General features: G+C 62.5%; 19 protein-coding genes. 7 read left to right on the top strand and 12 right to left on the bottom strand.

Translation table 11 applies throughout. The annotated features are described in order from the left end of the window. The first annotated feature begins 155 nt into the window (after positions 1-155). Positions 156-1,190, top strand: a complete 1,035-nt coding sequence (locus ACHFFR_RS02005; RefSeq protein ID WP_394262598.1) for a hypothetical protein — start codon at positions 156-158, stop codon at positions 1,188-1,190. Between the two features lie 3 nt (positions 1,191-1,193). On the opposite strand, the gene dusB is transcribed toward ACHFFR_RS02005, so the two are convergent. The 3 genes from dusB to ACHFFR_RS01990 are packed head-to-tail and all read right to left on the bottom strand — an operon-like array spanning position 1,194 to position 5,037. Then, positions 1,194-2,456, bottom strand: coding sequence for a tRNA dihydrouridine synthase DusB (gene dusB / locus ACHFFR_RS02000; protein WP_394262599.1), 1,263 nt, complete (start codon positions 2,454-2,456; stop codon positions 1,194-1,196). Continuing rightward, positions 2,453-3,643 (bottom strand): YibE/F family protein, encoded by a 1,191-nt coding sequence (locus ACHFFR_RS01995; protein ID WP_394262597.1) that lies wholly within the window; start codon positions 3,641-3,643, stop codon positions 2,453-2,455. Before ACHFFR_RS01995 ends, dusB begins: the two co-directional genes overlap by 4 nt. Next, positions 3,643-5,037 carry a glycine--tRNA ligase gene (locus ACHFFR_RS01990; protein ID WP_394262596.1) on the bottom strand — a complete coding sequence of 465 codons (1,395 nt, stop codon included), beginning with the start codon at positions 5,035-5,037 and terminating at the stop codon, positions 3,643-3,645. Before ACHFFR_RS01990 ends, ACHFFR_RS01995 begins: the two co-directional genes overlap by 1 nt. 208 nt (positions 5,038-5,245) lie before the next feature. Between ACHFFR_RS01990 and ACHFFR_RS01985 the strand changes: the two genes are divergently transcribed. The 6 genes from ACHFFR_RS01985 to ACHFFR_RS01960 are packed head-to-tail and all read left to right on the top strand — an operon-like array spanning position 5,246 to position 9,247. Beyond that, the gene (locus ACHFFR_RS01985) at positions 5,246-6,259 is read left to right on the top strand and encodes a metal ABC transporter substrate-binding protein (RefSeq protein ID WP_394262595.1); all 1,014 of its coding nucleotides are present in this window, start codon (positions 5,246-5,248) and stop codon (positions 6,257-6,259) included. A gap of 6 nt (positions 6,260-6,265) precedes the next feature. Continuing rightward, complete coding sequence (locus ACHFFR_RS01980) at positions 6,266-7,048, top strand: metal ABC transporter ATP-binding protein (protein WP_394262594.1); 783 nt, start codon at positions 6,266-6,268, stop codon at positions 7,046-7,048. Then, positions 7,045-8,010, top strand: a complete 966-nt coding sequence (locus ACHFFR_RS01975; RefSeq protein WP_394262593.1) for a metal ABC transporter permease — start codon at positions 7,045-7,047, stop codon at positions 8,008-8,010. The genes ACHFFR_RS01980 and ACHFFR_RS01975 overlap by 4 nt, the downstream gene beginning before the upstream one ends. A gap of 2 nt (positions 8,011-8,012) precedes the next feature. Then, on the top strand, positions 8,013-8,390 hold the full coding sequence (locus ACHFFR_RS01970; RefSeq protein WP_394262592.1) for a Fur family transcriptional regulator: 378 nt from the start codon (positions 8,013-8,015) through the stop codon (positions 8,388-8,390). Positions 8,391-8,439: 49 nt separating this feature from the next. Continuing rightward, entirely contained in the window at positions 8,440-9,027 is a 588-nt protein-coding gene (locus ACHFFR_RS01965) for a DedA family protein (RefSeq protein ID WP_394262591.1), read from the top strand. Positions 9,028-9,031: 4 nt separating this feature from the next. Further along, positions 9,032-9,247, top strand: coding sequence for an RNA-binding S4 domain-containing protein (locus tag ACHFFR_RS01960; protein WP_394262590.1), 216 nt, complete (start codon positions 9,032-9,034; stop codon positions 9,245-9,247). Positions 9,248-9,296: 49 nt separating this feature from the next. Here ACHFFR_RS01960 and dnaE read toward each other — a convergent pair whose 3' ends face one another. From dnaE to ftsZ, 9 genes are all read right to left on the bottom strand, one after another. Beyond that, entirely contained in the window at positions 9,297-12,833 is a 3,537-nt protein-coding gene (gene dnaE / locus ACHFFR_RS01955) for a DNA polymerase III subunit alpha (RefSeq protein WP_394262589.1), read from the bottom strand. 80 nt (positions 12,834-12,913) lie between these two features. Continuing rightward, a complete protein-coding gene (locus ACHFFR_RS01950; protein ID WP_394262588.1) occupies positions 12,914-13,381 on the bottom strand; it encodes a GNAT family N-acetyltransferase in 468 nt (155 codons plus the stop codon). Then, positions 13,374-14,294, bottom strand: coding sequence for an RluA family pseudouridine synthase (locus tag ACHFFR_RS01945; RefSeq protein ID WP_394262587.1), 921 nt, complete (start codon positions 14,292-14,294; stop codon positions 13,374-13,376). The genes ACHFFR_RS01950 and ACHFFR_RS01945 overlap by 8 nt, the downstream gene beginning before the upstream one ends. Then, positions 14,291-14,890 (bottom strand): signal peptidase II, encoded by a 600-nt coding sequence (gene lspA, locus ACHFFR_RS01940; RefSeq protein ID WP_394262586.1) that lies wholly within the window; start codon positions 14,888-14,890, stop codon positions 14,291-14,293. The genes ACHFFR_RS01945 and lspA overlap by 4 nt, the downstream gene beginning before the upstream one ends. A gap of 54 nt (positions 14,891-14,944) precedes the next feature. Further along, complete coding sequence (locus tag ACHFFR_RS01935; RefSeq protein ID WP_394262585.1) at positions 14,945-15,541, bottom strand: DivIVA domain-containing protein; 597 nt, start codon at positions 15,539-15,541, stop codon at positions 14,945-14,947. Between the two features lie 179 nt (positions 15,542-15,720). Continuing rightward, positions 15,721-16,005, bottom strand: coding sequence for a YggT family protein (locus ACHFFR_RS01930; RefSeq protein ID WP_394262584.1), 285 nt, complete (start codon positions 16,003-16,005; stop codon positions 15,721-15,723). A gap of 15 nt (positions 16,006-16,020) precedes the next feature. Beyond that, on the bottom strand, positions 16,021-16,437 hold the full coding sequence (locus ACHFFR_RS01925; RefSeq protein WP_394262583.1) for a cell division protein SepF: 417 nt from the start codon (positions 16,435-16,437) through the stop codon (positions 16,021-16,023). A 78-nt stretch (positions 16,438-16,515) separates the two neighbouring features. Continuing rightward, a complete protein-coding gene (locus ACHFFR_RS01920; protein WP_394262582.1) occupies positions 16,516-17,268 on the bottom strand; it encodes a polyphenol oxidase family protein in 753 nt (250 codons plus the stop codon). 71 nt (positions 17,269-17,339) lie between these two features. Then, positions 17,340-18,320, bottom strand: a 981-nt coding sequence (gene ftsZ, locus ACHFFR_RS01915) for a cell division protein FtsZ (RefSeq protein WP_394262581.1), incomplete at its 5' end; no start/stop codon positions are given.

Genomic DNA, 18,320 nt, shown 5'->3' with positions numbered 1-18,320 from the left:
GATCTGCAGCGCCGAGGAGTGCAGCACGCGCGCCCGATCGCGCTCGAAATCCGTGCGAGAGGGGTTCTTCTTCGTCTCCGGCGACCACCGAGCGGTATCGAAACTGGAATAGTTCACAAATTAACCTTACCCGCAACTCGTGGCACAATAAGGATGTGGCTAATCAAGGTGTGGAAAACGTGTCGTCTACGGCACTCCTTCACCGCGCGCCGCGCCACGAGAGCCCGTGGATTAACCACCATCTGTGGTACCACGCCAAACCCGAGGAAGTGCCCACCACTCAGGCGGCGCTCGACCTCATCTCCCATCTGACCCGCCACGGCATGCACGTGCTCACGCTGCCGGCCGTGTCTGCCGACGACGATCCGGACTACGCCGCCGCCGTCATGCGCCGCGCGAACCGGCGCGGCATCCGCATACTGCCCAACGTCGGCCCCGACGCGTTTGCGGCTCGCGACGCCGCGGACCTCACCATCGATGAACGCTTCGCCATCGCCTCGCAGTGGTTCGACAAGGGCGCACACGGCCTCGAACTCGGCGAACAGATGGCCAACGCCGGCGCCCAGCACAGTACACACTGGGACGTGCGCGAGCTGCAGGCGTGGATGAAGTTCATGAATGACGACGCCGTCATGTCCATTTGCCTTCGCGGCTCCTCCTTCGATGAGATCGCCCAGCGCGCACTCGATGACTACTTCGACGTCTTCCGGTTCAGGGTGGTCGGCGCCCCCCAGCTATCCGCGCAGAACTATTTTGAGCAATCCTCGGCGTCCTTCCAGATGTTCGACGCGGCGGGCGCGTTGCCCTCGTGGAACGCCTCGTGGGAGGTCCTGACCAACGTGTCGGGCCAGCTCAGCCGCTCCGCCCTGTTGCTCACCACCTGTTACCTGCCGGGCATCGTGCACTTCGAAAAGGATGTGCACCTGCAAAGCCCGTCCACGCGCCACGCGCTGCGCATGCGCGATTCCCTCGGCATGCACAAAGCCAACGTCCTCATCGACACCACGACAGCGGCCGACGGTTTCATCTGGCTCATCAACGATCGAGTGAGCATGCTGTTGAACTTCGGTCCCTACAGCTACGACATCCCAAATGACGGGCGCGTGCTGATGTCCTCGTTGATCGCGCTGCCAGAAAGCGGATCCAACCTCGTCTTGCCACCCGGTGAAGTCGCCTGGGTGCAGCGCTAGGCACTAACCGCCGGAGATTCCGAGCTCGGCCTCGTGGATCTTTGCCCGCTGCTCGGGGCTCAATTCGTGGGAATCCAGCCAGAATTCGGGCAGGTGTGGCCGCTTTTCGCCACCGGCGCGCCCGCGCCTGCCCTCGGCCGCCTCGGGATACGTCTGTGTGAGGTCGAGGCGATCCAGCTGGCCGCGCAAATCGTCGAGCGAATCGACGAGTCCAAGATCGCGCCGAGCCTGACCTCCCACCGAAAAGCCGCGCATGTACCACCCCACGTGCTTGCGCATTTCGCGCATCGCCCGGTGCTCGTCGCGGAAGTGCTCGATGGACAGCTCGGCGTGGCGCGTGATGACCTGCGCAACCTCACCCAGCGTCGGCGTGAAGCGCGCGTTTGAGCCGTGCGCGGCCGCGACGAGGTCATAGAAGAGCCACGGGCGGCCCTGACATCCGCGACCGACCACGACGCCGGCCGCGCCAGTTTCGTCGATCATCGCGGTGGCGTCCTCGGCCTCGAATACGTCCCCGTTGCCGAACACGGGCAGGTCCGTCATCTCGTTAAGCTCGGTGATCGCGTTCCAGCGTGCTTCACCAGAATAGTGCTGGGTCATCGTGCGCGCGTGGAGGGTCAGGCCGTCGATACCCGCGTCCTCGCAAAGCCGAGCGACGTCACGGAACGTCTCGTGATCGTCGTCGATACCGATGCGGAACTTCGCCGTGACGGGCACGAGCCCACCGGATTCGGCCCGGGCGGCCTCGACCGCCGCCGCCACGATGTCCGCGAAGAGATCGTGCTTCCACGGCAGCGCCGATCCCCCGCCCTTGCGGGTGACCTTGGGAACCGGGCAGCCGAAGTTAAGGTCAATGTGGTCGGCCCAGCCGTTGCCCACGAGAAGCCGGACGGATTCCCGGATTGCCGCGGGCGCCACGCCGTAGAGCTGGATCGAGCGCACGGGGTCGCCCATATCCGGCTCGATCATGCGCATCGTTTCCGGCGTGCGTTCGATGAGCGCGCGCGAGGTGATCATTTCGCACACGTACAGGCCGGTGGGCGCGTAGCTCCCGGGTCGCTCGCGGACATCGCCCTTTGCCTGCGCGTCGTGCATCGCCTGCTCGCCGAACTCGCGGCACAGCTGGCGGAAGGGCGGGTTCGTCACGCCAGCCATCGGCGCAAGCATGACGGGCGTGCCCAGCGTGAGCTCGCCGATCTGTACCGCCGCCGGTCCGGACTGGACGGCGGTGGTGCGCTTAGGAGCCTGCGGAAATGCTGACGTCACGGCGCCGTAATCCTCTTCGCCGGCGCCACGGGCGCGAGCCACGTGGCAATCGCGGTGGTCATCGGGATGGCAAGTACGAGCCCGATCGAGGCGACGAGCGTGCGCACGACCTCCTCGGCAATCTGGCCCACCGTCATGAGATCGAGGAACCCGCGATCCACGAGCGCGGCGCTCATGAGCAGCGGCAACGATGTGCCGACGTAAGCGAACGCGAGCGTATACACGGTTGAGGCAATGTGGTCGCGGCCGATGACCATGCCCTGGCTAAAGATCCGCCGGCGGCTGGCCTGCGGATTGGCCGAATGCAGCTCCCACACGGTTGAGACCTGCGTGATCGTCACGTCGTTGAGCGCGCCGAGGCCGGCGAGCACGATACCGGTAAGCAAGATGTCACTCATCTTCAAGTATCCGAGCTGGCCATAGAGCGCGATCGCGTCGTCCGAGAGCGTTCCCGTCAGGTTATTCGCCCCCACCGACCACGCGGCAAGCACGCCGGTAATAACGAGACCTCCGAGCGTGCCGAGCACCGCCGTCGTCGTTCGAATGGAAATGCCGTGCGCAAGGTAAATCGATGCGAACATCATCGCCGACGCGCCCACGATTACGACCAACAGCGGTTCTTTGCCCACCATGAGCGACGGGAGCATGAAGGCACCGACGACGGCGAGCGAGGCGGCTAGGCCGAACAGCGCGGCCAGGCCTTTAACTCGCGCCACGAGCAAGACGACGATCACGTAGAGCGCGAGCAGGGCGCCCAGCGGGACGTCGCGGACGAAGTCCACGAAAATGTACGGGGTGCCCGTCTCAAGTGCCGTTGGATTGAACATCGCCTCGATGCGATCGCCGACGTCCAGCCCGTTATCAATGATGTCGAAGGGAACGTGGACGGGAACTTCAACGCCGTCGACGACCATCGTCACCATCGTCTGGCCAAGCTCGTCCGTTTCAGCGATCGAGGACACTTCGCCGATGGCCATCTCCACGCCGGTGTCCGTGAGCTGAACTGAGCCGACGGGCGTCTCCCCGCGCGGCCACAGCAGCAACAGGCCAATCAGCGTGGCGACGGCGATGGGCACCACGCTCGCCGACAGGATGATTTGCACCCTGCGGCGATCTTTGGGTTCAAGGTTGAGCCGGCCCGAATGCGAATGCGCATGCGAGCCGGCAACAACTGGTTGTTCGTCCACTAGCAGCCAAGGAGCTTGCCGGCGAGGTAATCCTTCACCTCGTCGACGGGGATGCGGATCTGCTCCATCGTGTCGCGATCGCGGATGGTCACAGCGTGATCGTCGAGTGAATCGAAATCGACGGTGATGCAGTACGGCGTGCCGATCTCGTCCTGGCGACGGTATCGGCGACCGACCGCGCCGGCGTCGTCGAAGTCGACATTCCAGTACTGGCGCAGTTCGGCGGCGAGCTCCTTCGCAAGCGGCGAGAGCTTCTCCGAACGCGACAGCGGCAGGACGGCGGCCTTGACCGGGGCCAGGCGCGGATCGAGCTTGAGAAGAACGCGCTTGTCCACTCCACCCTTCGTGTTCGGAGCCTCGTCCTCGGCGTAAGCCTCGACGAGGACGGCCATAAGCGAGCGGGTCAGGCCCGCCGACGGCTCGATGACGTACGGAATGTAACGCTCACCAGTCTGCTGGTCGAAGTACTCAAGCTTCTTACCCGAGGCCTCCGAGTGGTTCGTCAGATCGAAGTCGGTACGGTTCGCGATGCCTTCGAGCTCGCCCCACGGGTTGTTCTGGAAGCCGAAGCGGTACTCGATGTCCACCGTGCGCTTGGCATAGTGGGAGAGCTTTTCCTTCGGGTGCTCGTACAGGCGCAGGTTCTCCGGGTTGATGCCCAGATCCGTGTACCAGGACATGCGCTCGTCGATCCACGTCTGATGCCATTCCTCATCGGTGCCCGGTGGCACGAAGAACTGGATTTCCATCTGCTCGAACTCGCGGGTGCGGAAAATGAAGTTACCCGGCGTGATTTCGTTGCGGAACGACTTGCCCGTCTGGCCGATGCCGAACGGCGGCTTCATGCGCGCCGAGGTCATGACGTTGGCGAAGTTGACGAAAATGCCCTGCGCGGTTTCGGGGCGCAGGTAGTGAAGCCCAGCCTCGTCGTCGACGGGGCCAAGGAAGGTCTTGAGCAAGCCGGAGAATGCGCGTGGCTCGGTCCACTGACCGCGGGTGCCACAGCTCGGGCACGGCACGTCGTCCATCGAGACGTCGTCTTCCGAGACGTCGTTCTTGTTGGCGTAGATTTCCTTGAGCTCGTCCTCGCGCAGGCGCTTGTGACAGCTCAGGCATTCGACGAGCGGATCGGAGAAGGTCTCAACGTGGCCCGAGGCCTCCCACACCTGACGTGGAAGGATGATCGAGGAATCAAGGCCGACGATGTCCTGGCGCCCTTGAACGTTGCGCTTCCACCACTGGCGCTTGATGTTTTCTTTGAGTTCAACGCCGAGGGGGCCGTAGTCCCATGCGGATCGTGACCCGCCGTAGATTTCGCCCGACTGAAAAACAAAGCCGCGGCGCTTGGCGAGATTAATGACGTTGTCGAGACGCGAAGGTGCCGGTTTGGCCACTGTTTCGCTCCTTTCTTAGCCGCATCTGGATGATGCGGACGAACTTGCCACAACTGGGTGCTGCAGCATTCACCGGAAACCCGGTGGCCATAAGGTCACGATCATTCTAGGCGCAATCGGGTGGCGCACCCCATTGGGCGTTTGTGGGACACACCACCACTGGGAAATCTAGTTGACAACGATTCTCAACTAAATGAGAATGGTTCCCATGACCAAAACAAAACTCTCAGCACTTGGTTTTGCGAGCGCGCTTGCTCTAAGCGCATGCTCCTCCGATACAGACGCCGGCGGCGGCACCACTGGCACCGCCGGCGTCGACGATTCGACGATCACCGTAACGACGTCGTTCTACCCGCTTACCTTCCTCGTCGAGGAAATCGGTGGCGATAATGTGACGATCACCGATCTCACTCCTCCGGGCGCCGATGCGCACGGCGTCGAGCTCTCCCCACGCGAGGTGGCGGATCTTGAGAACTCCGACCTCGTTTTGTACGTCGAGAAGCTCTCCCCCGCGATCGACAACGCCATCGCGGCCTCGGATAAGGATGCCGTCAACATCGGCGAGTACGTCAACCTTCTTCCCTACGACGAGCTGGCCGGCGATCCGCATGCCCACGATCATGATGATCACGCTCACGAGGACGAGGCGCACGAGCACGACGATCACGACCACGATCACGATGATCAGGCCGGACACGACCACGGCACTCACGATCCGCACTTCTGGACCGATCCGGGCCGCATGATGCTCGCTGCCGATCAGGTTGTGGCTGAGCTCATCGAGCTCGATCCCGAGAACGAGGAGACCTACCTGGCTAACCGCGACGCGGTCAAGGAGCGCCTGCAGGGTCTCGTTGACGATCTCAACTCGATCGATGCACTCCAGTGCCGCACGGATGCCTTCCTCGTCTCACACAAGGCGTTCGCGTACTTGGGTAACGAGTATGGCCTGGTTGAACTCGGCATCGCTGGCTTCGATCCCGAGATCGAGCCCTCGCCCGCCCGCGTTCGCGAAGTTACGGAACTCGCTGGCGAGCACGATCTTGACACCGTGTTTGCAACCTCTGACGGAGAGATGAAGACGGCAAGCGCGATTGGCGATGAAGCTGGCCTCAGCGTCGAGATTCTCGACTCTGCTGCCACTCAGCGCGATGCGGATCTAGACTATGTTGAAGTCATGGAGCAAAACTTGGAGCTCCTCCGCCAATCGATGGGTTGTTAACACACTTTGACCACAGCAATATCCGCTAGCGGCGTCCATGTCCAACTGGGCTCTGCGCACATCCTGCTCGGGATTGACTTTGAGCTCGAGACTGGACGCACGCTAGCTATCCTCGGATCAAATGGCTCCGGCAAGTCCACGCTCGTGCGTGCACTTGTCGGGGCTATCCCCATGAGTGCGGGTACGATTGAGCTCTTTGGGCAGAGCCTGTCCTCGCGCCGGAAGGTCGACTGGGCGCGCATCGGATATGCACCTCAGCGAGTAACCGCGACCTCCGGTGTGCCGGCCACGGCCCTCGAAGCCGTCATTGGCGGGCTCGCCTACGGCAACAGACTCCGCCCTCCCCGCGGGGGCAGGGACAAGGCGATCGCCGCGCTGGACAAGGTGGGCCTTGCCCACCGCTACAACGAATCGGTCCAGACGTTCTCCGGCGGCCAGCAGCAACGCATTTTGACGGCACGCGCGCTCGTGCGCGATCCGGACATGCTCATCTTGGACGAGCCCTTCGCCGGCGTGGACACCCACTCGCGCCAGGCGATCTTGGACGTCCTGCACGAGGAGCACAATCGCGGCAAGACCATCGTGCTCGTCCTGCACGAGATCCACGAGTACCTCGGCCTCGTTGATGAGGCGCTCATTCTCGACGGCGGCCGCGTGCGCGAGCACACCACAGACATTTCTGACCTGCGCGGCTCGGGCCACCATGCCCACCCGGATCACGATCACCAGCACGAGCACGGTGACGATCCCCCGCACTTCCGTTCCCCGTACATGGAGGGACCACTATGATCATCGAGATGCTTCAGTCCTCGCTCATGCAGCGTGCGCTGATTGTGGCGTTCTTGGTGGGCCTGTCCGCGCCCGTCGTCGGCACCTACCTCGTCCAGCGGCGCTTGACCCTCCTTGGCGATGGCATCGGCCACGTCGCGCTGACCGGCGTCGCGCTCGGATGGCTTGCCGCCTCCGCTGCGGGCGCCGTTGACCGCGACGCATGGGCGGTGCCCGGCGCGATCGTCGTCTCAGTCCTGGGCGCGCTGCTCATCGAGTGGATGCGCACCCACGGGCACGCTTCGGGCGACGTCGCACTCGCCATGCTGTTCTACGGCGGCATCGCGGGCGGCGTACTCCTTATCGGCATCGCCGGCGGAACGACGTCGAACCTGAACTCCTACCTGTTCGGATCGATCTCCACCGTCACGCGCACCGACACGATCCTCACCGTCGTTCTGGCCATCTTCATATTGGCGATAGGGCTCGGACTTCGCCCATCGCTCTTCGCCCTGTCCTACGACGAGGAATTTGCCCGGGCATCCGGGCTACCCACGCAACTCCTGTCGATCCTCATCTCGGTCACGGCAGCCCTGACGGTCGCCGTCGCCATGCGTATCGTGGGCGCACTCCTCGTCTCGGCGCTCATGATCGTGCCCGTGGCGATCGCGCAGACGGTGACGCGATCGTTCAAGACGACGATGCACGCGGCCATGATCATCGGCGTGATCACGGCGCTGACCGGCCTGACTGTCACATACGTCAAACCGTGGTCCCCCGGTGCCACGATCGTGGTTCTCATGGTGACGATCTACGGTCTCGTTGCCCTGCTCCGGCCGGTCTTCCTCAGGCTCGCTCGGCGCACCGACCACTATCACCCGCACCCCGAACACGAATCCGAACTCGCGATTCCCCCGCTTGCCGACGCCGGGGAGATCTGCGAGATTCCCGAGCCGGCCTCAAGCGAGCGTGATGCCCGATGAGAATGACACGTCAACGCAGCGCGATCAGCGAGCTGCTCGAAGAAACCAACGAGTTCCTGCCGGCGCAGCGGATCCATGAACTGCTCGTGGAGCGCGGTGAACGCGTGGGGCTGGCCACCGTCTACCGCAACCTCCAGGCGATGGCCGATCAGGGCGCAGTCGATGTGCTGCGTCAGGAAAACTCCGACGTTCAGCTGTTCCGCTACTGCAAGCACGATGGCCACCACCACCATCTCCTGTGCAGATCGTGTGGGACGACGGTCGAGATTACCATCGACGCGCTCGAGGAGCTCACGCAGACTGTCGCTAAGAGACACTCCTTTACTCAAGTGTCGCACGACCTTGAAATATACGGTTTATGCGAAAACTGCTCCGCTTAGCCGCAGGCGTCACTAGCGTTCGGCCAGAGGTGTCGCGTACAGTATCGCTGTGAGTAATTTGATCGATTCCATAATGGACTTCATAAATAACGGGCCAGTCGTGTTCGTTTATCTGTTCCTGTTCTTTGGCGCTTTCACCCGCGCTCAAACGACATACTGGATCGGTCGCTACATGGGTAACTTCATCATGACCCGCGGACGCCCCGAATCTGGCTGGCGCCTGCGGCTCTACGATCGAATTCACGCCCCCTCAACAGAGAACGCCATCGACGTGCTTCAGCGCCGCGGCTGGCCCATCATCCCGCTGTCATTTCTCACGGTCGGATTCCAGTCGCTCGTTCAACTGAGCGCCGGGCTCATTCGCATGCCGTGGCCGCGCTACACCCCCGCCATGATCCCCGGCGCTCTGGCCTGGGCACTCATTTACACGACGATCGGATGGGCGGTCTGGGAGGCGGCCATCAGCGCCGTCGCAGGCTCGCCGCTCATGCTCGTCGTCGTTCTCGCGGCAGTCATCGCCTTCTTCGTGTGGCGCTCACGCAGAGGAAACCGCGCCGTTATCGAAGCGATCGGTGGCGAGGACGAGCCCGAGCAGCCGACCCCTGTTGCTATTGACGCTATCCGTGACGCACGATAGGCACATGGAAGAATTCCCCGTCAGGCTGCCGATCAAACTCGGCCAATTCGTCAAGCTCGCCAACTTCGCCGAAAGCGGGGCACATGCCCGTGAACTCATCGAAGTCGGCGAGGTTACCGTCAACGGCGAGGTTGAGACCCGCCGCTCCCACAAGCTCGACGACGGCGACGTCGTCAGCGTTGGCGGCTACTCCATCCGCGTGACCGAGGACGCCCAGTAACTCGCCGGCCGTTAGTTCACGACCTCGCAGTTAGTCCGCGACCTTGCCGTTAATTCACCATGCAGTCGCGGCCAAGAAGCACCTTGAGGTCGGTGTACAGACTCGGCTCTGGCGCCACTGAATACTGCTCCGAGAGCTGAACGATCGTCTTTTTCCTCGTGTTCTTCACGTGCAGGCGCACAAGCGAGTCGCCCGGGTAGCGCTGAAGGATTTCCGCGAGCCGATCGAGGCGCTCGCTTGTACACGTGCGCTCGTCGATCATCAGATCGACCGGTACGTTCAGATCCATATCCCCCACCGGTGGCAGCGTCATCGACCGCGCAAACAGCTTGAGCGGGTTGTCTTCCTGGACGGAGACTGTCGCGTCAAGCACGACCACCGTGTCCGGGATCAGCATCGATGAGACCTGCTGGTAGGTGTTCGGGAAGAAGTTCACGTCGATCGGGCCGGTTCGGTCCTCGATCGTCGCGATCGCCCACGCCTTGCCCGATTTCTTCGTGATGCGTGTCTGCACAGACGTGATGAGGCCAGCGATGGTGACGGGCTTGCCGTCCGAGAGCGATTCGTCAGCTAGGAGGTCGACGACGGTCGTGTCCGCCGCGCGGTTCAGGAAGTTCTCCATCCCCGATAGCGGATGGTCGGACACGTACAGGCCGAGCATCTCCCGCTCGAAATTGAGCTTTTCGCGCTTGTCCCACTCCGGCACGTCTGGGATCCTGATGTCGAAGCTCTGCCCCTCGCCCTGATCACCACCGAATGCAGCAAACAAATCAAACTGGCCAGCCGCCTCGTTGCGCTTGACGGGCGTGACGGCGTCGATGGCGTCGTCCACAATGGCCACGAGCGCCCGGCGCGTCTCCCCGAGGCTGTCGAACCCGCCGGCCTTGATCAGGCACTCCATCGAGCGCTTGTTGCAGGCAGACAGCGGAATCTTGTCGAGGAAGTCTTGGAACGAGGTGAAGGGGCCCTTCTCCTCGCGGGCACTCATGATTCCCTCCACCACATTCGTACCCACGTTGCGCACGGCGCGCAGGCCGACTCGGATCTCATCGCCAACCGCGGCGTAATCCGCGAGCGATTCGTTGACGTCCGGCACGAGCACGTTGATGCCCATGCGTCGGCACTCGGCGAGGTAGGTGGCCACCTTCGTCTTATCCGACATCTTCGAGGTCAAGAGCGCGGCCATGAACTCGGCCGGGAAGTGCGCCTTCAGGTAGGCCGTCTGGTAGGACACCAGCGCATATGCCTCCGAGTGCGACTTGTTAAACGCGTAACTGGAGAACGGCAGGAGGACGTCCCACAGAGTCTTGATCGAGTTCTGCGAAAAGCCATTGTTTCGCATGCCATCGGAAAAGCTCTGGAACTGCTCCTGCAGAACGGCCGCCTGCTTCTTACCCATCGCCTTTCGCAAAATATCTGCCTGTCCGAGCGTAAAGCCGGCAAGCTGCTGGGCGATACGCATGACCTGCTCCTGAAACACGATCAGGCCGTGCGTCGATCCAAGGATGGGATCGAGCGCCTTTTCGAGCTCGGGATGGATCGGTGTCTTTTCCTGAATACCGTTCTTGCGCAGTGCGTAGTTGGTGTGCGAGTTCGCGCCCATCGGGCCGGGACGGTACAGCGCGGAGACCGCCGAGATATCGGCGAACGTATCCATCTTCATCTGCTTGAGGAGCGTGCGCATGCCGGCGCCATCAAGCTGGAAGATACCGAGCGTGTCGCCACGGGCAAGAAGCTCGTACGTCTTCTTGTCGTCGAGCGGCAGGGTGTCCACATCCGGGGCTTCCTTGCCATTCGCGCGGATATTCTTCAGCGCTCCCTCGATGACCGTCAGGTTCGACAGCCCGAGAAAATCCATCTTGATCAGGCCGAGATCCTCGCATTCGGGATACTCAAACTGGGTCAAGATCAGGTCATCCTTCTTGTTCTTCATCAGCGGGATGACGTCCGTCAGCGGCTTGGAGGACATAATGACGGCACACGCGTGCACGCCCGTTTGGCGCGTCATGCCTTCGAGACCACACGCGAGATCGTAGATCTTCTTCGCATCCGGATCGTTTTGGATCATGTCACGGATCTCCACCGCCTCCGCGTAGCGCGGATGGGCCGTGTTGAACAGATCGTTGACCGGGATGTCGTTGGCCATGACGGCCGGTGGCATCGCCTTCGTCAGTCGCTCGCCCATCTCAAAGGGATAGCCAAGCACTCGAGCCGCATCCTTGAGTGCCTGCTTCGCCTTGATTGTGCCGAAGGTGACCACCTGAGCCACCTTGTCATGGCCGTACTTATTCTCGACGTACTCGATCACCTCATCGCGGCGCGAATCGTCAAAGTCAATATCAAGATCGGGCATCGAGATTCGTTCGGGGTTCAAGAACCTCTCGAACAGTAGCTCGTGCTTGATCGGATCGAGCTGGGTGATCTCGAGCGCGTACGCCACCATCGAGCCCGCGCCAGAGCCTCGGCCAGGACCAACGCGGATGCCCTGCGAACGGGCCCAGCGGATGTAGTCGGAGACGACGAGGAAGTAGCCAGGGAAGCCCATCTGGACGATGACGTCCATCTCGTAGTCCGCGCGCTTGCGCACGTCGTCGGGAATCTGCGACCCATAGCGTCGATGCAGGCCGGCATTGACCTCTCGAACGAACCACGAGTCCTCGTTTTCGCCCTCGGGCACGGGGAACTCGGGCATGTAGTTCGCCTTCTCATCGAAGGTTATGTTGCAGCGCTCGGCAATCTCCAGCGTGTTCTCGCACGCGCCCTCGAGGTGGCCGAAGGTGTTCCACATGTCCTCGGCCGTGCGCAGGTAGTAACTCGATCCGTCGAAGCGGAACCGGTTCGGGTCGGTGAGCGTGGTTCCCGAGTTCAGGGCGAGCATCGCCTCTTGGACGGTGTGCTGATCTTCGGTCACGTAGTGGGAATCGTTCGTTGCGAGTAGCGGCGCGCCCAGTTTCTTAGCGATCGACAGCAGTTCATCGCGGACTCGACGCTCGATCTCGATCCCGTGATCCATGATCTCGAAGTAGTAGTTGTCTTTACCAAAGATGTCTTGGAACTCGCCTGCAGCCTTGAGAGCCTCCTCGTACTGGCCAAGGCGCAAGCGCACCTGCACCTCACTCGAGGGGCACCCGGCCGTGCCGATTAGCCCCTCGTGGTAGGTCTCCAGCAGCTCCCGGTCAATGCGCGCGTAGTTTCCGATCGTGCGATCGATCGACGCGATTGAGGCCATCCGGAATAGGTTGTGCATCCCGGTCTCGTTCTCGGCGAGCAGCGTGAAGTGCGTGTACGTGCCGCGGTTAGACACGTCGTCGGATCGCTGGCCCTCGGTCCCCCAAAACACACGAGACTTGTCGTGCCGCGACGTTCCCGGGGTCATATAGGCCTCGAGCCCGATGATCGGCTTGATGCCAGCCTTGTTCGCGGCCTTGTAGAGCTCGTATGCGCCGTGAAGATTGCCGTGATCCGTGATGGCAACCGCCGGCTGACCAAGTGCGGCAACCTCTGCCACCAACTTGTCGATCTTCGCAGCGCCATCGAGCAGCGAATAGTCGGTGTGAACGTGAAGGTGCGCAAAATTCTTAGCCATGGCCCCAGTCTATTTACCGCCTCCGACACTTTCAGATCATCGAGTGTGATCTGCCCCGATCGCTGGTCACACGCGCGAAGCTACGCGTCATCGGCGCGTCGCAAAATAACGTGCATATCCTGATGCCAGATGTTCTCATCCAGGTAGCGCTCGCCGCTCGTGATCTCGTACCCGAGCCGCTCGTAAAAGCCGAGGGCGCTTTCTTGGGCGGACAGCTCGAGTCGAACTGTACCTCCGGCGTGCTCGCGCGCGAGCTCGTGGATCTTTGACATGACGACGCGGCCGATCCCCGTGCCCCGCGCCCACGCGTGGACGGCCATGCGGCCCACGCGCGCGCGCCCGGGCCCGTCGATGAGCAGGCGTGCCGTCCCCGCGTCCTTGCCATCCACCGTGGCGAGCACGTGGAGGGTAGTCTCGGCGAAATCGGCCGCATCGATCTCGTTGTTCGGATCGACCTTCTGCTCCTCCACGAACACCGTCATGCGGATCGCAAACAGCCGCTCGAGTTCCTCATTCGTGGTGATCTGCCACGCCTTGATCTCAGGCATCGGCAGCGTCGCGAATCTGATCGAGTGCCTGCTGCAGGTCCTCCGGGTACTCGGAGCAGACCTCCACCCATGCCCCGGTGCGCGGATGCTCGAAGCCGAGCCGGCACGCGTGGAGCCACTGGCGCACAAGGCCAAGCTTCTCCGCCTGCACGGGATCGGCGCCGTACATGACATCGCCAACGCACGGATGCTTGATCGCGGACATGTGGACGCGAATCTGATGGGTACGCCCGGTTTCCAGATCAACCTCAACGAGCGAGGCGCCAGCCATCGACTCAATGACGTCGTAGTGCGTCACGGCGTGCTTGCCGTCGGCCCGCACGCCCATCTTCCATTGGTGGCGCATGTCCCGCCCGATCGGCGCCTCGATCGTGCCCGACATTGGATCCGGATGCCCCTGAACGAGTGCGTGATAGGTCTTCTTCACCGTGCGGTCGCGGAAGGCCTGTTTGAGCGCCGAATACGCCAGCTCGGACTTCGCCACGGCCATCGCACCACTCGTGCCCACGTCGAGCCTGTGTACGATTCCCTGGCGCTCCTGCGGCCCCGACGTCGTCAGCGATACGCCCGCGGCCAGTAAGGCGCCCAGCACATTCGGACCCTCAAAATTCTGCGACGCATGCGCGGCAACACCCACCGGTTTGTCCACGACGATGAGGTCCGCGTCCTCGTAGAGGATGCCCATGCCTTCCACGGGAGTTTCGACGACGACGGGCTCGGCGGCTGGCAACCGCACTTCCAGCACGCTGCCAGGCGCGACCTTCGTGGAGTTCTTGGGAACCTTCCCGTCAAGGAGCACCTCGCCGGCCTCGACGAGCTCGGCGCACTTGGCCCGCGACAGGCCGGTCATCGTGGCGAGCGTGGCGTCCACACGGCCGCCTGCCAGCCCTTCAGGTACAAGGTAGGTGTTCATTCGGCGGCCACCTCGTCGCCCGCTTCATCAGCCGGTTCATCAGTCGCTTCCTCAGACGGTTCGCCGTCGTCGCTAGCCTCGCCGTCGCTAGCCTTGTCGTCGTCAGCAGGGCCGTCGTCGTCGCTAGCCTCGGCGTCGGGTGTTTCGGTAAAGAAGATTTCGACGACGAACAGTGCAATCAGCCCAAGAACGAGGGCGATGTCAGCGATATTGCCGATGAACCACCCGTTGTAGTTGATGAAGTCGACGACGTGGCCCTCGGGGAAGCCCGGATCGCGCAGCAGGCGATCGATGAGGTTGCCGACCGCGCCGCCCCAGACGATGCCGAGGATGATGCGCGCCGCTGGTCCCGTGCGCAGAATGAAAAACGGGATGGCCACGGAGACGATCGCGGAGACCAACGTGAAGATCCACGTCGCGGAGTGCCCAAACGAGAACGCCGCGCCCGAATTAAAGGCGAGTTTGAATGAGAGGAAGTCGCCGATCACGGGGATGACGTGACCATCTGCGAGCGCGCCAAGCGCCCACTGCTTCGACGCCTGATCGGCGACGATCACAATGAGTCCCAACAGGAGCGGCAGAGCGAGCTTCTTCATCACACATACGAAAGGAGGACACTCGGCGTGCCCTCCTCCCGATAAAAGTGGAACCTACTGCTGGTTCTGCGACTCGACGTTCTGGAGCAGCGACTCGAGGTAGCTGCGCAGACGCGTGCGGTAATCGCGCTCGAACTCGCGAAGCTCGGAGATCTTGCGCTCGAGCAGCGAACGCTCCTCCTCCAGCTTGGTCAGCGTGCGGTTGTGCACGTCCTCAGCCTCGGTGATGATGCGTGCGGACTCCGCGTTCGCCTCGCTGATGATGCGCTCTTCTTCAGCGCGGCCGTTGGCCACGTGCTCGTCGTGGAGACGCTGTGCGAGGGAGAGCATCGAGGCGGCGCTCTCTGCCTCCTCGTGGCCCTGAGGCCGGCCATCAACCGGGGCAAAGGCGGCGGTGGACGCTGCCTCCGACGGATCGCGCTGATCGCCCTGCGGCTGCGCAAGACCCAGCTGGTTCTCGAGCTCAGTCACGCGCGCCTGCGCGGTCTGGAGCTGAGCCTCGAGCTCCTGCTTCTCCTTCGTGAGAGCGCCAATCGTCTCGGCAACCTCATCGAGGAAGAAATCAACCTGATCCTTATCAAACCCGTCTTCAGCACGCTTGGCGTCGTTGAAGCGCACATTGATGACATCATGCTCGGTTAGCTGAGCCATGTTCTTCACCTCATAAATAAAAGTTCTTGTGAGCGTGCGCGACGCGAGGTCGTGCCTGCTTTCCCAGCTAGACTACTAGAGCCCAGTGAATCTCGCCCAGTTAAAGGCGCAACTACTGCCGAGATTTCCCGTCTAATTTATCACAATTCAATAACAGCCACGCTGTGCAAATACCCTCGCTAGAGCAAGAGGGACAGCCGCTGGAGAACCTGTACGCCGATGAACAGGACCAGGAAGCCGAGATCCAGACTAATTCCGCCGAGGTTCAAGGGCGGGATGTACTTGCCAAGGAAGCGCAGCGGCGGATTCGTCAGCTTGTACACCATGTTCGCGAACACGAGGATGACGCCCGTGGGGTACCAATCGCGCGCCAAGATCTGCACGAAGTCAAGAATGACCCGTGCGATCAATACGAGTGTGTAGAGCTGACAAACCCAAAAAAGGATGAGACCGAAGATCGTCATTGAAGAAGAGAGACCCTAGTTAAAGTAGTGTTGCGTGTCCGAACCGTGAGTCTCGATCTTAACGCTGCGCGGGGTCAGGAGGAAAACGTCGTCGGAGATGTGGCTGAAGACGCCCTCGAGGCCGAAGGTCAGGCCAAGCGCGAAGTCGATAATGCGCCTGCGCTGCGTATCCTCAGCTTCGGACAGGTTCAACACGATCGGCAGGCCGCTGCGGAATTCGCGGGCGAACGTCTCCGTGTCGTTGTACGAGGACACCCAGACAGTCACAATGCGCGCGACTTCGGGCGCTGAGGCGACCGGTTGAAGGCTCGAGACTTCCGGCTCGTCCTCGTAGTACTCCTCGGCGTCGTACTCCTCGTACTCGCCGTCGAACTCGTCGTAATCGTCCTCGTACGGAGTCGCCTTGGCGGCAATCCTGTCAAACAGTCCCATCGGTGGTCCCTTCTTGGTCGGCTGCCTCCAAACTATTAGAGAATCGGGGCAAAACGGCGATGGCGTTCGGTGTGTCGCTTACTTAATCTGCACCAATCCGATGAATCGGCCGGTCTTGCGCCCTTCATGGGTGGCGCGCCGGTGCGAGTAGTGCCGTTTCGACTCGTAGGTGCAGATCGATGACCGGTGGGTTCTCACTCCCCTGCCGCGCAACTGACGTTCGAGGCCGCCTGCGATGGCGAGGCCCGGAGTTCCCCATCGGGTGGTCACGGCCGTGCCGGGCCAGCGCTCGTCCACCTCTCGCGCAAGCTCCTCGCCCACCTCGTAGCACTGCCCGCAGATGGACGGCCCGAGAAAGGCGATCGCGTCGTCGCCAAGTTCGTCGTGTACCGCGTGCGCGATGCCGAGGTCGTAGCCCGCCCGGCCCACGTGAACCGCTGCGGCCCGCGAGCCATCGGCGGCAACGACAATGAGCGGCACGCAATCGGCCACCATGACGGCTGCGCTTTCGCCGGATTCGACGATGACGGCGTCGGCCTCCCCCACGCCCAGGTAGCCGCGTCTGCCCGTGCGCGCCGCACTGGCGTGAGCCACCGTGTTTCCGTGCACCTGCACCATCCACGTGAGCTCTGCGCCAACCTCACGCTGCACGAGGTCCCGGTTCGCGCTGACGTCGTGCGGAACATCGTCCACGTGAAAACCGAGGTTGAGCGATGCGTGGTCGCCGGCCGAGGTTCCGCCTGCGCGGGAGGTGAACCCGACCCTCACGCCGTCAGGCACGAGGCTGGGATCGATCCAGTCGACGAGCTCGTCACGCGGAAATTCATGCATGGGCTCATTGTGCCAAAATTCCCCGGCACGATGGCCGGGGAATTTTGGATTGGAGTCGGAAGGAAGGCTAGTTACTCATCGCCGAAGAGGAACGGCGGGATGTCGAGGTCAGGCCTGCGGGTCTTCTCTTCCTCGACCTTGGGGACCTCGAGCGAGCGCTCGTCGTTGCCACCGCTCACAGTCGGGCGGTGCACGGACTCGACAGGAGCCTCCTGCTGCTGGACCTGACCCGGCTGACGCTCGTCAGATCGCTCCGCGGACGGAGCCGACTGCGAGGCCTGGGATTCCTTGGCCTGCGCCGCCGGAGCCGTGCGGGCCTCGGGCTGCTGGCCACCGGCGAGATGGTCGACAGATTCGTCGAAGCCGGCTGCAATGACGGTCACGCGCACCTCGTCTCCAAGCGACTCGTCGATGATGAGACCGTGGATGATGTTCGCGTTGGGGTCGACAGCCTCCTTGACGAGGCGCGAAGCCTCGGCGTACTCCGTGAGAGTGATGTCCGTCGATGCCGTGAACGCGAGGAGCACGCCGTGAGCGCCGTCGACGCGTGCCTCAAGCAGCGGCGAGGAAATGGCGTTCTCGGTTGCGCGCAGCGCACGATCGGGGCCGTTGGCCGAGCCGATGCCCATGATCGCCGTGCCGGCGTCCTTCATGATGGTGTTGACGTCCGCGAAATCGACGTTGACCTCTCCCGGCATGGTGATGAGGTCCGAAATTCCCTTGACGCCGTTGTGGAGGACTTCGTCGGCGAGGCGGTAGGCCTCGATGATCGACAGGTCCTCGTCGGTGACGTCGAGGAGACGATCGTTCGGGATGACGATGAGCGTATCGACCGCGTCGCGAAGCGCGGTGATGCCGTCGCTCGCGTTGCGATTGCGCTGAAGTCCCTCGAACGAGAAGGGGCGAGTGACGACGCCGACCGTGAGGGCTCCGAGCTCGCGCGCGGCGGTGGCGATGACGGGCGCAGCGCCAGTTCCGGTGCCGCCGCCTTCGCCGGCAGTCACGAAGACCATGTCCGCGCCCTCGAGCGTGGACTGGACGACATCGATGTT

Source organism: Trueperella sp., assembly GCF_043424875.1.
GTDB lineage: Bacteria > Actinomycetota > Actinomycetes > Actinomycetales > Actinomycetaceae > Trueperella.
This window is presented reverse-complemented; position numbering and strand designations above follow the sequence as displayed.

What these genes read in the sequence shown, in the direction of transcription:
- ACHFFR_RS01930 (WP_394262584.1), bottom strand. Translation starts at nt 16,005, where the DNA reads ATGACGATCTTCGGTCTCATCCTTTTTTGGGTTTGTCAGCTCTACACA.
- ACHFFR_RS01975 (WP_394262593.1), top strand. Translation starts at nt 7,045, where the DNA reads ATGATCATCGAGATGCTTCAGTCCTCGCTCATGCAGCGTGCGCTGATT.
- ACHFFR_RS01925 (WP_394262583.1), bottom strand. Translation starts at nt 16,437, where the DNA reads ATGGGACTGTTTGACAGGATTGCCGCCAAGGCGACTCCGTACGAGGAC.
- ACHFFR_RS01970 (WP_394262592.1), top strand. Translation starts at nt 8,013, where the DNA reads ATGACACGTCAACGCAGCGCGATCAGCGAGCTGCTCGAAGAAACCAAC.
- ACHFFR_RS01950 (WP_394262588.1), bottom strand. Translation starts at nt 13,381, where the DNA reads ATGCCTGAGATCAAGGCGTGGCAGATCACCACGAATGAGGAACTCGAG.
- lspA (WP_394262586.1), bottom strand. Translation starts at nt 14,890, where the DNA reads ATGAAGAAGCTCGCTCTGCCGCTCCTGTTGGGACTCATTGTGATCGTC.
- dnaE (WP_394262589.1), bottom strand. Translation starts at nt 12,833, where the DNA reads ATGGCTAAGAATTTTGCGCACCTTCACGTTCACACCGACTATTCGCTG.
- ACHFFR_RS01920 (WP_394262582.1), bottom strand. Translation starts at nt 17,268, where the DNA reads ATGCATGAATTTCCGCGTGACGAGCTCGTCGACTGGATCGATCCCAGC.
- ACHFFR_RS01945 (WP_394262587.1), bottom strand. Translation starts at nt 14,294, where the DNA reads ATGAACACCTACCTTGTACCTGAAGGGCTGGCAGGCGGCCGTGTGGAC.
- ACHFFR_RS01960 (WP_394262590.1), top strand. Translation starts at nt 9,032, where the DNA reads ATGGAAGAATTCCCCGTCAGGCTGCCGATCAAACTCGGCCAATTCGTC.
- ACHFFR_RS01935 (WP_394262585.1), bottom strand. Translation starts at nt 15,541, where the DNA reads ATGGCTCAGCTAACCGAGCATGATGTCATCAATGTGCGCTTCAACGAC.
- ACHFFR_RS01985 (WP_394262595.1), top strand. Translation starts at nt 5,246, where the DNA reads ATGACCAAAACAAAACTCTCAGCACTTGGTTTTGCGAGCGCGCTTGCT.